The sequence below is a fragment of the Mesobacillus thioparans genome, from assembly GCF_965138835.1.
Taxonomy (GTDB): Bacteria; Bacillota; Bacilli; order Bacillales; family Cytobacillaceae; genus Mesobacillus; species Mesobacillus thioparans.
In genome coordinates this window covers 148759-162382 of the sequence record NZ_CBCSFH010000002.1, presented here as the reverse complement: position 1 = coordinate 162382, position 13624 = coordinate 148759, and the positions used below count along the sequence as shown (strand labels likewise).

15 protein-coding genes are annotated in these 13624 nt (G+C 41.9%); 7 read left to right on the top strand and 8 right to left on the bottom strand.

Annotation, left to right across the window (positions count from 1 at the left end; all coding sequences use genetic code 11):
- The first annotated feature begins 191 nt into the window (after window positions 1-191).
- Window positions 192-659 carry a GNAT family N-acetyltransferase gene (locus tag ACNAZ4_RS05285; RefSeq protein ID WP_415813170.1) on the top strand — a complete coding sequence of 156 codons (468 nt, stop codon included), beginning with the start codon at window positions 192-194 and terminating at the stop codon, window positions 657-659.
- A gap of 36 nt (window positions 660-695) precedes the next feature.
- Here the strand turns inward: ACNAZ4_RS05285 and ACNAZ4_RS05280 are convergent, their stop codons facing one another.
- Window positions 696-2633, bottom strand: coding sequence for an alkaline phosphatase family protein (locus ACNAZ4_RS05280; protein ID WP_415813169.1), 1938 nt, complete (start codon window positions 2631-2633; stop codon window positions 696-698).
- A 171-nt stretch (window positions 2634-2804) separates the two neighbouring features.
- Here ACNAZ4_RS05280 and ACNAZ4_RS05275 point away from each other — a divergent pair, with 171 nt between their 5' ends.
- The 3 genes from ACNAZ4_RS05275 to ACNAZ4_RS05265 all read left to right on the top strand — a co-directional run bounded on the left by ACNAZ4_RS05275 (window position 2805) and on the right by ACNAZ4_RS05265 (window position 5736).
- Entirely contained in the window at window positions 2805-3362 is a 558-nt protein-coding gene (locus tag ACNAZ4_RS05275; RefSeq protein WP_415813168.1) for a YdhK family protein, read from the top strand.
- 364 nt (window positions 3363-3726) lie between these two features.
- Window positions 3727-4893 (top strand): TraB/GumN family protein, encoded by a 1167-nt coding sequence (locus ACNAZ4_RS05270; RefSeq protein ID WP_415813167.1) that lies wholly within the window; start codon window positions 3727-3729, stop codon window positions 4891-4893.
- Window positions 4894-5112: 219 nt separating this feature from the next.
- A complete protein-coding gene (locus ACNAZ4_RS05265) occupies window positions 5113-5736 on the top strand; it encodes a class I SAM-dependent methyltransferase (RefSeq protein WP_415813165.1) in 624 nt (207 codons plus the stop codon).
- A 332-nt stretch (window positions 5737-6068) separates the two neighbouring features.
- Here ACNAZ4_RS05265 and ACNAZ4_RS05260 read toward each other — a convergent pair whose 3' ends face one another.
- Both ACNAZ4_RS05260 and ACNAZ4_RS05255 read right to left on the bottom strand, forming a co-directional pair.
- Window positions 6069-6224: a hypothetical protein gene (locus tag ACNAZ4_RS05260; protein ID WP_415813164.1), complete on the bottom strand. Its 156-nt coding sequence runs from the start codon at window positions 6222-6224 to the stop codon at window positions 6069-6071.
- A 56-nt stretch (window positions 6225-6280) separates the two neighbouring features.
- Window positions 6281-6748, bottom strand: coding sequence for a hypothetical protein (locus ACNAZ4_RS05255; protein WP_415813163.1), 468 nt, complete (start codon window positions 6746-6748; stop codon window positions 6281-6283).
- A gap of 160 nt (window positions 6749-6908) precedes the next feature.
- Between ACNAZ4_RS05255 and ACNAZ4_RS05250 the strand changes: the two genes are divergently transcribed.
- Entirely contained in the window at window positions 6909-7721 is an 813-nt protein-coding gene (locus ACNAZ4_RS05250; RefSeq protein WP_415813162.1) for a DUF2935 domain-containing protein, read from the top strand.
- Between the two features lie 158 nt (window positions 7722-7879).
- Window positions 7880-8089: a hypothetical protein gene (locus ACNAZ4_RS05245; RefSeq protein ID WP_415813161.1), complete on the top strand. Its 210-nt coding sequence runs from the start codon at window positions 7880-7882 to the stop codon at window positions 8087-8089.
- Between the two features lie 86 nt (window positions 8090-8175).
- Here ACNAZ4_RS05245 and qoxD read toward each other — a convergent pair whose 3' ends face one another.
- The 5 genes from qoxD to ACNAZ4_RS05220 form a co-directional block, all read right to left on the bottom strand.
- Window positions 8176-8478, bottom strand: a complete 303-nt coding sequence (qoxD, locus tag ACNAZ4_RS05240) for a cytochrome aa3 quinol oxidase subunit IV (RefSeq protein ID WP_415813160.1) — start codon at window positions 8476-8478, stop codon at window positions 8176-8178.
- 1 nt (window position 8479) lies between these two features.
- Window positions 8480-9085: a cytochrome aa3 quinol oxidase subunit III gene (gene qoxC, locus ACNAZ4_RS05235; protein WP_415813159.1), complete on the bottom strand. Its 606-nt coding sequence runs from the start codon at window positions 9083-9085 to the stop codon at window positions 8480-8482.
- Complete coding sequence (gene qoxB, locus ACNAZ4_RS05230; protein WP_415813157.1) at window positions 9075-11054, bottom strand: cytochrome aa3 quinol oxidase subunit I; 1980 nt, start codon at window positions 11052-11054, stop codon at window positions 9075-9077. Before qoxB ends, qoxC begins: the two co-directional genes overlap by 11 nt.
- On the bottom strand, window positions 11044-12048 hold the full coding sequence (gene qoxA, locus ACNAZ4_RS05225) for a cytochrome aa3 quinol oxidase subunit II (protein WP_415813156.1): 1005 nt from the start codon (window positions 12046-12048) through the stop codon (window positions 11044-11046). Before qoxA ends, qoxB begins: the two co-directional genes overlap by 11 nt.
- Before the next feature lie 291 nt (window positions 12049-12339).
- Window positions 12340-12504: a hypothetical protein gene (locus ACNAZ4_RS05220; RefSeq protein WP_415813154.1), complete on the bottom strand. Its 165-nt coding sequence runs from the start codon at window positions 12502-12504 to the stop codon at window positions 12340-12342.
- Between the two features lie 134 nt (window positions 12505-12638).
- On the opposite strand from ACNAZ4_RS05220, the gene ACNAZ4_RS05215 reads away from it, so the two are divergent.
- Complete coding sequence (locus ACNAZ4_RS05215) at window positions 12639-13532, top strand: oxidoreductase (RefSeq protein ID WP_415813153.1); 894 nt, start codon at window positions 12639-12641, stop codon at window positions 13530-13532.
- Window positions 13533-13624: the final 92 nt, after the last annotated feature.

Below are 13624 nucleotides of genomic sequence, written 5' to 3'. Positions count from 1 at the left end.
AACGACGTTTGATCCTGCAGAGTTGATCACCATACTTTAAGACTTATCGATGCTTTCTATCCAATCGATACACTGTGGCAGCTGACGGATTTTTCAGCTTCTGAATTCAGTCTATCCTTTACCCGTTGCAAATTCCTCGATATCACACCATACTTATCTTATAAAAACTTGCAAGTATAGGAGATTTATTGATGAAATTTATAAAAAGCAGTAAGGACAGAATTTCAGAAGAGATGGAAATCATGAATTCCCATCCTGACTATAATTTGCTGGCCGATGGAAAAAGGATATTGGATGAAAAAGATTTGTTGGAGGAGCATGAAGAGGATAAAGATCTCAAAAAAGAGCGCTACCTCATTGAATTGGAGGGAAAAAGCATCGGAATCATTGATTTTATCATGAAAAATCCCAGGGACGGGAAGCCATGGCTTGGCTTGATGATCATACATAGAGCATGGACCCGGAAAGCTTTGGCGGAAAAAGCACTCTCTGCGTATGAGGAAATGATGAAGGAAAGGGGAATCACTGAAGTCCGTTTAGGATGTTTTGCAGCGAATCAGCCTGGCTTGTCATTTTGGAAGAAGCATGGTTTTAAACAGGTAAAGCAAATCGAATTCAGAGAACAGCCGTTATGGATCATGGAGAAAAAAATAGCATAAAAAAGGCGAATCAAGGGAGTCTTGATTCGCCTTTTTTTATTCAGTAAGTGCTTCGATCGTTTTACCTTCAACATATGAAGGTATTTCCAATCCAAGCAGCTGGTAGATGGTCGGAGCGATATCCAAATTTGAGACGGGTTTGATTTGCTTGCCCTCATTGACGTCTGGTCCCATAGCCATGAAGACAGCTTTCAGCTTCTCCCGGTCAGGGTTCCCGCCATGGGTTCCTAATTCAGTCGTCGATTTGACAATATTTGAAACACCCTGTCCCATTATATATCCTGGAGATGCCATTAAAAGAACATCTCCTGCATTTTGCTCTGTTAATTTGCCTTTTCGTGGAATTTTCTTAATTTCCTCATAAGGATGTACCTTGGCATTCGTTACGTAGCCATACAAACTCTTAGTGTTCTCCCTTAAACCCTTAAAAGAGAGGTTGACGGTGCTTTCCCAAATTTCATTAAGATGGTACTTGATGACGGGGCCATTCTCATTCCTGTTCACTTCGACGCCTTTGAAGGCTTGGATGATTTCAGAACGCGTTTCTTCATATTTCTCAGGAGGTACGATGCCATACTTTTCTCTCGATTTGAGATTAATGTAAACATGAGCAGCAGAACCACTTGGAATCGCAATTGCCTTGGATTTCTCGTAATCAATCTTACCGTCATCATCAAGAACGAGAAAGCCATTGTCCTTTAGGACTTTATTCGGCTCAAGCGCTGAATGTGCTGGTTCCATTCCATGGTCCGAAACGATGAACAGGTAGTCGTTTTCATCAAGAGCTTTAACTGTTCTGCCCACCGTCTTGTCAGCGGTTTTATAGGCCCAGCGGATGTATTCTGCGTGCTTCTTCGATTTTTCTTTGGTATAACCAGGCTGTCTCGGGTCTGTCAGTAAATATTTATGCTCCTGATGGTCAATCTGTGGAGCGTAGAACATCAGTAAATCAGGCTGATATTCATCTTTGATAAAAAGGGATACGTCAGTTACCCAGTTTGCAAATCTTTCTGATATTTGTTCGTATTCCTTCCTGGTTATCCATCCCTCTTCAAGTGCCTGGTCATCGTCCTGTGGAGGAAAAAAACCGAATTTTTCCTTTATTTGTTCTGAAAAACCTTCTGGCCCATCAATCACACCCGAGGTTACCGCTGAATGGTAGAGTACAGCACCATCATCCAGGCTTGGGTCAACTGATGTGAACTTGTACCAACAGCCTGAGGTCCTGTTTTTTCTAATCTGCAGTTCCAAGGACCCCCAGCCATCCGGTTTCACAGCTTTGTTTTTTGCCGTTTTATTGTCAGTTACGATAAATGAATCATAATTTTTTTTATGATCATTGGTTGAATCTAAAGCAAGCACATGAAGCTTTTGATTTTCACCCTCTTTGACCTTAATTTGAAAAGTTGATTCCTTTAATGGGCTGAAACTATTGGGCGTGTCACTCCATCCTGAAGCATCACTGAATTGAAGTTTCTCCTGTTTGCTTTGGGACCAAGTATCTCCATAATATATCGTATAGTCTGCCTGCTTCCCTAGGGCCGGATTGGCTCCTGCGAATGCGACGGTGGCTGTCGTTCTACCTTGTTTCCTGGCTGATACCCACAAAGGATCCACCTCAAGCTTACTCATAAAAGCATCTTTCTTATTTGTCATGGCTGCATCTTTCTGCTTCCATACATTGCTGACGATCGATGTTTTCAGTGGAGTCGCTCCAGTTGCGATCGCGGCGTGTGAAGGTGCAGTTAGAGACGGGCTAACGGTAGTGGAATATTTGGCGATGGTTCCATTCTGTATCACATGTTCTATATTAGGCAGCATGCCGTCCTTTACATAACTCCTTGTAAGATCATTTCTCATGCCATCAAATGAGATCAGGACTACCTGATTCTTGTTTTCCGCATTAGCACTTGTAGCGAAAATCCCTGATAAAAAAATAAAAAAGGTGATGAACTTAAAAATTCTTGTTGTCATAAACTCTCCCTCGCTGATGTTATAACTGGAATTTACCTTTTTTTAAGGCTTGTAAAACTTTTAGAAAATTAGTTCTTTAGTTTTGGAGATAAATCTTACTTCCTCGATAAAATCTCCATCTTTATTTGTTATAATTTTGTTATATCAAATGAAGATGGAGGTATTTTAAAAATGAGTATTCGTATAAAAGGGCTAATGGTCATAGTTTCAATGTCTGTGGCATTATTTTTAACAGGCTGCGCAGGGGAGGAAGGAAAATCTGGATCGGCTGGTCATAGTGCTCATGAAAATATGGAGCATTCAGGTTCAGGGGAACTTCCTGAGAATTTGAAAGCAGCGGAAAATCCCAAATATGAAGTGGGCAGCAAGGCCATCATAACCGATGACCACATGCCTGGGATGGATGGAGCGGAAGCAACAATCGTGGGTGCATATGACACAGTCGTCTACGCACTGTCTTACGATCCTACAAATGGAGGAGAACGAGTGGAGAACCATGAATGGGTGATTCATGAAGAACTGAAGGACGCAGGGGACGAGCCTTTGAATCCAGGGGATGAAGCGATCATCAATACAGACCATATGGCAGGAATGAAAGGGGCAAAAGCAGTGATCGATTCAGCTGTTTCTACCACTGTTTATATGGTCGATTTTACGCCGACAGACGGATCGGATAAGGTAACAAATCACCAGTGGGTTACAGAAGACGAACTGACTCCTGCAGAATAAGTTACGCTTTTACCAAAATATGCACGGTTGTCCTTCGAGAAGTATGGGTATATAACCTTTAAGAAATGAGGAGGGTTGACTCATGAGGAGACTGATCAAAACAGCAATCAAATGGGGACCTGTACTGTATCCAATCGTCAAGAAAATGATGGACAGCAGGAAATCCACGAAAATGAAAAGCAGCTACTCAAAATAAGTCTTACAAGAGGCCGCACATCGTCAGGGAATGACGATGTGCGGCCTTTTTCAGCATCCAATCAAGCAATGAAAATATTCATTATATTTGGACCTATTGTTCATGTTATAATAGGGGAATAAAATACATATAGTTGGCTTTCATTGGTCTCTTAAAAGGAAGGTATCTATGGTTGAGGATAATATCACGAGAATCGACATGAATGGCAAGGAATACATATTAATCGGTACGGCGCATGTATCCAGGCACAGTGCACAGCAGGTGAAGGAAGTAATTGAGGCAGAGAGGCCGGATTCCGTATGTGTCGAACTGGACGAGCAGCGATATAAAACGATTATGGAAGGCTCTAAATGGAAGGAAATGGATATTATCCAGGTCATTAAGGAAAAAAGAGCCTCGCTTTTATTAATGAATTTGGCTATTTCATCTTTTCAAAACCGGATGGCGAAAGATCTTGGCATAAAAGCAGGCCAGGAGATGATCCAGGGAATTGAATCAGCAAAGGAAGTGGGAGCACACCTGGTTCTTGCCGATCGCAATATCCAGATTACTTTTTCACGGATTTGGGGCAATCTGGGCCTGAAAGGAAAGGCCCTTCTGCTCAGCCAGATCATTACAAGCATCTTCAGCAAAGACAGCATATCTGAGGAAGATCTTGAACAACTAAAGGAACAGGACACAATCAACGCCATGCTGAACGAGTTTACCGAGACTTTTCCTCGTTTGAAAAAGCCGTTGATCGATGAACGCGATCAATATCTCGCCCAAAAAATCAAGGACGCACCAGGAGAAAAAATCGTCGCTGTACTGGGTGCGGCTCACGTACCTGGCATCAAGGAACAGATTAAAAAAGAACATGACTTAAAAAAACTCAGGGCATTACCGCCAAAATCCAACTGGCCAAAGATCATAGGCTGGAGCATTCCGGTGATTATCCTGGCAATCATCGTCTACACATTTGCCGCAAATCCGACTGCAGGTTTTTCTCAGACAGTCAGCTGGATTTTATGGAACGGCAGCCTTTCTGCACTGGGAGCAGCTATTGCAATGGGACACCCACTGACCATTTTGACGGCGTTTATAGCAGCGCCTATTACATCGTTGAACCCTTTGCTTGCAGCAGGCTGGTTTGCCGGTCTGACACAAGCGTATATTCGCAGACCAAATGTGAAGGACTTTGAAAGCCTCTCTGAAGATGTTTTCAGTGTGAAAGGATTCTGGAGAAACAAAGTCAGCCGGATTTTACTGATCGTTGTCCTTGCAAATCTCGGAAGCTCTTTCGGGACCTTCATTGGCGGAGCCGATGTCATCAGGGTATTCATCGAAAATCTCTAGGAGCAATGAACGGGACCTTGAATACTTGTACAATACAGTAAATTATAATATGCAAATTAGCAGTTCATTTCGCAACAGAATTGAACTGCTTTTTTTTTACGAAGGTATTCAACTGCCATGTGAAAAATGAATTATCACCACAGTTACTATCAGGCAGATCATTGAAAAAGGAATAAGTGGTAATGTAAGCGAATTAATATAAAAATAAGTTGGTGGCTCATGAAATTAATGGAGAGAGTACGAGTATTTATTGATAACCAATACAGAACACCAAAAGGACTAATTGGTACTGTAATCGGCGAAAAGATGGTAAAGCAGCATAAGCCCGAAACTTTATGGACTATTGAATTATTAAATATTAAACAGGGTGAAAGTGTGCTCGAACTTGGATGTGGTGCAGGTTATGCAATGAAACTTATCCTTGAGCAAGATGAATCAAATTCAGTAATTGGATTAGACCTGTCTCCAACTGTGATCCGGTCAGCTAAGATGCGAAATAAAAAAGCGTTTATAGAAGAAAAAGCAGATTTTATACAAGGAAATGTAAAGAGTTTGCCTTTTGAAGATGGACAATTTGACAAAGTGTTTAGCATCCATACTATTTATTTTTGGGATGAATTATCGACTACAGTATCGGAAATATATAGAGTATTACAGCCTGGAGGTGACTTTATACTGACCCTGTGTGATGGCAAAAACGATATTATTTGGGAAGGAATAAGAAGTATGATAAATGAACAATTAATACCGATCATGAAGAACCAGGGCTTTTCGGGGGTTGAAGTAGTGAAAGGACCAAATTCAAGACATTATCACACAATTGCAGTTGCGGGTAAAAAGTGATTCAACGATTCTCAATCAGATTTAGGGGTTGAACTATTAAATCTGAAAAGCCGAAAAAAAATCATCCTCGATTACAGGATGATGAAAAGCAGAAAGTTCTGTTCGAATAAAAAACCTATTTTGACTTACGGGATGTATTCTTTTGGTATTCGTCCTGGCGTTTTGCATCCTTCTTAAATTCTTCCATTGCCTTGCTGTAAAGTAAGCTCATTTTTCATACCTCCTTTTTGCTTGTCATTCTTATTACCTTCGTTCCCTGTGATATGGGGAGTAAAACATGAAATTTCAAATTGAAAAAATAGGAAAAAGGCGCCCATATAAGCGCCTTCCTGTTATTTTTTATTGATCTGCTTACCGCTTTTTTTCTGGCTTTGTGACTTCGTATTTCCAACCTGGAATTCGGATCCTAATTCAATATCATTCCTTTTATCATGCTTTTCGGTTTGTTCCCTTGTTTGGTCCCTGTTTTTCATGCCCTGTCTTGCCATTGATTCCACCTCGCTTTCCTTGATTTAATCTTTGTAACTGTCCCTATTTTATACTTTCAGTCTGAAACTCCTCTGACGACTTTATCATAGAAAAGCTGGAACCCATATAAGACAAAGGTTTTGAATAGGAAGACGATGGATAACTGAAACTTAGTCAACCTGACCAACGTGACATATCCGAATTTCTTGAAGATATCTAAAACATAATAAGTGAACAGTGAGTCAACCAGGATATTGACCAGCAAATATAAATTAAACTTCCTATATGTGTACTTCAAGATCCAAAATGACCCGATGAAAAATGGCCCCCAAATGAGTGGCAGTTCCCCAAGTACATTCGGTTTTATTTTAAAAGGAAACCACCACCATTTCCTTTTTTCCGCCAATCTTCCTTCAAATATTAAATAGATGGCCATGAATAGTGTGCCTGGAAGGAACTTGCGGAATGTTTTTTTATCGAGAAAAATCAGTGAAAACCACGGAACTATAGCCATGATTGCGATGTAAAGTTTTAAATTTTTCATAAGCCACACCTTTTTTTGAAAATCTTATGATGTCTACTCCATTATTCCTATTATCTCTATTTAGGGTTAAAAGATGAGTCTCAATAAAAATTTATTATCACAGTATTCATTTCTTTCTTTTATGAACAGTATGATTTAGAAGATAAGGGAGGGATAAAGGATGATAACTCTTTGGGATGAACATAGCTTTTGGCTGGAAATGCTGCAGGATCATGCCTATTTTGTCAGGGATGCTTTGTCACCGGTTGAGGTGGATTATGTTAATCAGGCAGAGCAGTTTATCCGATTGTATACCGATCTTTTGGAGAGGCTGCAGAATATTCCAAGAGATGCAGGCTACGAAGATAGCCAGATGATTGATTTTGCAAGAAGGGCATGGACTGTAGCAAAAAACTATTTTGATTTTGAAGGAACATTGCAGGCAATGCGAATTGACAACCAGATCAACTTGAACCTTTCACCAACGTACTTAAATGGCACACTTAGTGAAAATCAGGAGTACTTAAGGATTTTACAATACCTCGTGCATGGACAGGAGCCGGCCAGGCTTTCAATTGTCGAGCTTATGGACCTTTGGCTCGAGGATCAACTAGGACATGCGGTGCTTTTTGAAAATTTGCTTGACCCTATAGAAGCAGGAGCCTATGCTGCAGCAGAGGGATTTAAGCGAAGGTACCAGTTGTTCATCGTCCAGAATCATCATCTGAAAAATTATCTGAGGGTGAAAGAACCAGGCTTTGCCCGTCAAAAAGCATTTGTTTATGAAGTGGGAAGAACCACATTGGAAATGAATCAATTCATCAAAGATATGGTTAAAAAATATAAAGAGCATACGCTGCTGAATAAATCCACACTTCGATTCCTGGAGCATCATTTTCCGGAAACATGCTATTTCCTGACTAATTTAAGTTATTATGAGCCGAGGCTGAAGGCCGAAATAGGAACTTGCTCGCTTTCCAAGCCGTCATTCTAGGGAAGGACATTTACCGATATTTCCTGAAATGAAACGAGAGAAAGCAATTTAATGAAATAAATGTGAAAATTATTAGGTTAATTGTGAACATTATGTGACATTTTTTCGTAAATTCTGTTAATATAAACAGTACATACGAAAAAGTGGGGGAATGAGAAGTGGGGAAACTTCTTATGTACTTTTATTTAATTGTTGGTGTTTATTGTCTTGTAAGCGGATTCCTGGCAGTGGTTTCACATGGATTCCAGCATGCAGTACTGTCATTATTCCTTGCGGTCTTCAATTTTGCGATGTTTTCTTTATTCAAGAAAGAAGGGAAACTGCCTCGACTGCGATTGGTTAAAGGACATAAAAGCGAAATTGCATAGATTGAAACCTTTTAATTAAAGCACCACTTTTGGCTGTCATAAAACAAGAAAACCAGGCTCCTTATTTAAAGGGCCTGGTTTTCATTTTAACCATGCGAGTGTCCTGAAGACATGACCCAGATGGAGCCTGCAACAATGACGACCGCAATGAATGCTGAATAAATGATATTGATATTGTTTGTTACTTTGTCATCACCTTCATTGATATGCATGAACATATACAGCTGGATACCGGCCTGAACAACTGCCAGTGTGCCGATAATCCACATGACTGCCTTCATCGAGAGGGAGCTTTGAAGTGCAATCCATGCTGCGCCGAACGTCAAGACGAGTGACATGAAGAAGCCGATGACATGGCTGATCGGGAAGCCTTTAGAATGATTATCCATTTTACATCACCAACCCTCTAAGATATACAAATGTGAAGATGAAAATCCAAACCACATCAAGGAAATGCCAGTACAGTCCGAAAATGAACGTCTTGCGGGCTGTCACAGGAGTCAATCCCCGTTGCAGCATTTGGATGATCAGCAGGATTGCCCAGCCGATCCCGATGGTGACGTGCAATCCGTGTGTTCCCAGCAAGACGAAGAAACTGGACAGGAATGCGCTTGTTTGCATCGTCGCACCTTCATGGACATAGTGCATGAACTCGCGAATTTCCATGAATAAGAAACCGCCGCCGAGCAATAATGTAAATACTAGCCACATCAGCATTCCTTTTATATTGCTGCGGCGCATCTCGAAGATCGAGATGCCCATCGTAAAACTGCTGGTCAAAAGCAGGAAGGTTTGAATCATGACGTCTCTGATGACAAAAATGTCGCTCTGGGTCGGACCTCCTGCATGGCGATGACCCAGGACACCGTACACGCCGAAAAGAGTAGCGAAAAGCACGATTTCTGCTCCAAGGAAGATCCAGAAGCCGAGGATGTTCATCCTGTTTTGTTCCGTCTGGTATTCAAGCTGCAAAGCCGCATTGACTTTAGCTGACATGGTTCTTCACTCCTTTGTTCGCGCCTTTTCTCCATTTGCGTTCTGTTTCGAAGATCTCATCCTTGTGAACATGGAATCCTTCATCATAATCAAATGAACGGAAAGCCAATCCGGCAAAAATCCCAAGTGCTGCTACGCCGGCAGCAATTGTCCATTCAAATACAAGCAGGAACCCTGAGATTCCGAACACTACTCCCATATAAATCGGGATCCATGTGTTGCTAGGCAAGTGGATTTCTTCAATCTCATCTTCAGTCAGAGGCTGAATTTCATTGTTCTTTTTCATGTGCCAGAATGCATCAAGCTTTGTTACTTCCGGAAGGGAAGCGAAGTTGTAATGCTGTACTGGTGTAGCAGTAGCCCACTCAAGCGTTCTTGCATCCCAAGGGTCATTGCCGATGTTGCGGTCGGCGTAACGGGCGCTCCAGTAAATGTTGTATACAAGTGCTGCGAAACCTGCTGCAAGAATAATTGAACCTGCTGCTGAAAGCATCATCAATGGCCCGAAGCCAGTTTCGGCTGAGTAAGTGTACGCACGGCGAACCGCGCCATCTAGACCTAGGAAGAACATTGGCATGAATGTGACGTTGAAGCCTACCACGAACAGCCAGAAATGCCATTTACCGATTTTTTCATTCAGCATATAGCCGAACATCTTCGGCCACCAGTAGTAAAGGCCAGCAAATATTGGGAACACTACCCCTGGAATCAATACATAATGGAAGTGTGCCACCAGGAACAATGTGTTGTGGTACTGGTAATCGGCTGCAGCCATTGCGAGCATGACACCCGTGACTCCGCCGATGACAAAGTTAGGAACGAATGCAAGAGCCCAGAGCATTGAGGTCGTAAATTTAATCCGGCCTTTTCTCATCGTGAACAACCAGTTGAACACTTTTACCCCGGTCGGAATGGCAATCGCCATCGTCGTGATCGAGAAGAACGAGTTCACTGCGGCATTATTGCCCATAGTGAAAAAGTGGTGGACCCAAACGAGCATACTCAATACTGAAATCATTACAATCGAAATGACCATTGATTTATAACCGTAAAGCGTTTTGCGTGCGAAAGTCGAGATGATATCTGACAGCATCCCGAATGCTGGCAGAACGACAATGTATACTTCCGGATGTCCCCATAACCAGAACAGGTTCGCCCATAGCATATCCATACCGCCGCCGGAAATCGTGAAGAAGTGTGTCCCGAATGTGCGGTCGAATGTCATCAAAGCAAGCGCCACTGTAAATATAGGGAAGCTGGCAACGATAATGATCGATGTAATGAAGGATGTCCATGTGAACATCGGCATCTTCATCAATGTCATGCCTTTAGTTCTCATTTTTAACACTGTGACAACAAAATTAATACCCGTCATCAAAGTACCGGCACCGGCTATTTGCAGGGCCACAGCATAGAAGTTATTCCCTATGCCAGGACTGAATTCTTTCCCGGCAAGAGGGAAGTAGGAAGTCCAGCCTGCATCAGGCGACCCGCCTATAATAAAAGAAATATTGAAAAGCGCCGCGCCGCTCACAGTCAGCCAGAAGCTAAGTGCGTTCAGCTGTGGAAAAGCAACATCACGGGCGCCAATCTGCAATGGAACCGCAAAGTTCATGAGTCCAATCAGCAGTGGCATCGCCACAAACAGGATCATGATGACACCGTGAGTGGTAAAGACTTCATTGTAATGCTGCGCATTCAGGAACTCATTTTCAGGAACTGCCGTCTGGCCTTTCATCATCAGACCATCGATCCCGCCACGGAAGAACATCACGACACCAAGGAGGATATACATGATCCCGATTTTCTTATGGTCAACAGTCGTCAGCCATTCAGTCCAAAGATAGTTCCATTTCTTAAAGTAAGTGATTCCGGCTATTGCACCAACTATTGTCAGAGCGATACCAATCTGTGAAGCAAAAATCAATGGATCACCGGTTACGAAAAATTCATCCCATTTAATGCCCACTGTGCTCACCTCCGTGAGATTCCTCAGTTTCTGATTCCTTGTGATTCATAGAATCAGAGTTGTTTCCGTCTTTATTTTTATAATTGTCCTTGTCCTCAAATATCTTTCCAGGCCATCCATGTCCTCTGTCATACATTTCAGGGTTGGTGTAATTCTTAGAGTGAGGATCAGAATGATCTACCCATTCAAGATGTGTATTTGAGAAAGTCTTGCGGCCGAAGTGCGAAGGCTCAAGCATTTTCTCATATTCTTCAAGCGTCATTTTTGGCGCGGTTTCTTTTACATCCTTGATCCATTGATCGAAATCTTCTTGTGTCTGGGAGAGGACTTCGAATTCCATCCCTGCATAACCCTGCCCATTAAAGTTGGTATTCCGTCCAACATAGGAACCAGGATTGTCAGCGACCAGATAAAGCTGTGTCTCGGCATGGGCCATCGAGTACTTTTGTCCGCCGAGTGCAGGAATCCAGAAGCTCTGCATCGTTCCGGCTGAAGTCAGCTTGAAGTCGATCGGACGGTCTTCAGGGATATTCACATAGTTGACAGTCTCTATCCCTTGTTCTGGATAACTGAAAATCCATTTCCAGTCAGCCGAAGTTACTTTAATGACTAGCGGTTCTTTATCTTCGTAGCCTTTAGGAATTTCATCTATTGCGTATATTGTTTTGACAGTTGGAATGGTCAAAGCAACGATTATCAAAATTGGAATCACTGTCCAAATTATCTCCAATACTGTGCTGCCGTGTTCTTCTGGAGGTTCATAATCCTTATTGTCTTTTCGTTCGCGGTATTTCCAGACGATGAACGCGAAAAGTCCGAATACAACCACTGTTACAAGCAGCATCAAAGCTATTGAAAAGTTGATAAGCTCAAGAATTTGCCTTGCGATTGGTCCCGCTGGATTGAAAACCACCATATTGTTTTCACAGCCGCTAAGCAACAGCATAGCCATGATCGAGGTGAGGGAGACCAAAAAAAGTTTTGATTTCTTCATCACTGCAGCTCCTTTCAAAATTAAACCTTGTTCATTTTATCACAAACTTATGTTCATTTGTTCACAATGTTGTCAAAAGTACTCCCAAATTGAACGGTAAGTTGTGGCAAAGGATGTGATAAATGTCACACCTGTTTATTTGTAATCATTCTAACATGGAAAATGTGACGGTTTTTGTGACAAATGTGAACAAATTATGAAAACAAAAAATGTCATATTAGTGAATTTCGAACAGGATATATTGACGAAAAAAACAGGGCCAAATTACAGGCCCTGGGTGTGCTCACTGATTTAGGAGACTTTATAGGTTTCTATATATGTTTCCAATGCTGGATGGAATTCTTTTTCATAATGGCCAGCTGGACAGGCTTTGACAATGATCTTTTTGCTTCCAGGCTGAGTTTTTACATCAAGTGTTGCATTACAGCGGGGGCATTTTTCTTCAAATAGTTTCATAATCGCATACCTTCTATAATTCCTATGTATCTAGTATGGATTCAACTGGACTAAAATTCAATGGCTAATAGGCACAATTATGGTACCATTAATCGGACTGGAATCTGGTCTTAAAAGGAAATAGAGGTGTAAGAATGTTGTCAGAAAATTTAACAGGAAAAACAGCCATCATAACAGGCGCAAACAGCGGAATCGGCTTTGAGGCAGCAAAGGATTTATCTGCAAAGGGGGCAATTGTCGTCCTTGCAGTGAGGAACGAAGAAAAGGGGAAAGCAGCAGTCGAAAGAATCATGCAGAATAATCCAGAGGGTAAAATAGAACTGATGAAGCTTGACCTGGCAGACTTACATAGTGTCCGGCAATTCGCTAGGTCCTTCCTGGAAGAATACGATTCTCTGGATCTTTTAATCAATAATGCCGGGGTGATGATTCCGCCTTATGGAAAGACAAAGGACGGATTCGAGCTTCAGTTTGGCAGCAATCACCTTGGCCATTTTGCCTTGACTGGATTATTATTGCCGCTTTTAAAAACAACCCCCGCATCCCGCGTGGTGACTTTAAGCAGTATCGCTCATAGAGGCGCTTCCATCGATTTTGATAATCTAGATGGCACAAAAGGGTATAAAGCAATGAAGTTCTATGGACAGAGCAAGCTGGCCAATCTCCTATTTGCAAAGGAACTGGATGGCCGGTTTAAGCAGCATGGAATAGAGACAATCAGTGTTGCCTGCCATCCGGGTATATCCAATACAAATCTATTCCATCGTGGTAAGGGAGAAACTCCTGCATTCATGAAAGGGCTGGTCAAATTTTTTTCCCAGCCTGCAGAAAAGGGAGCTCTGCCAACCATTTATGCTGCTACTGAAGAAAGTTTGCAGGGTGGTGAGTTTATAGGTCCAGATGGAAGAGGAAACCGTAAAGGCAATCCTGCGATTGAAGTGCCTGCAGCAGGTGTGTATAATAAAGAAACGATGAAAAGGTTATGGACTGTTTCTGAGGAATTAACAAAAGTTATCTTCAAATTTTAGAGACTCTGAGTGCAGAGTCTTCTTTTCGTTATATTAAAATAATATTAATATGTAAGCGTTACCATTAATTTGTTTCAAGAGGCTTATTAAGG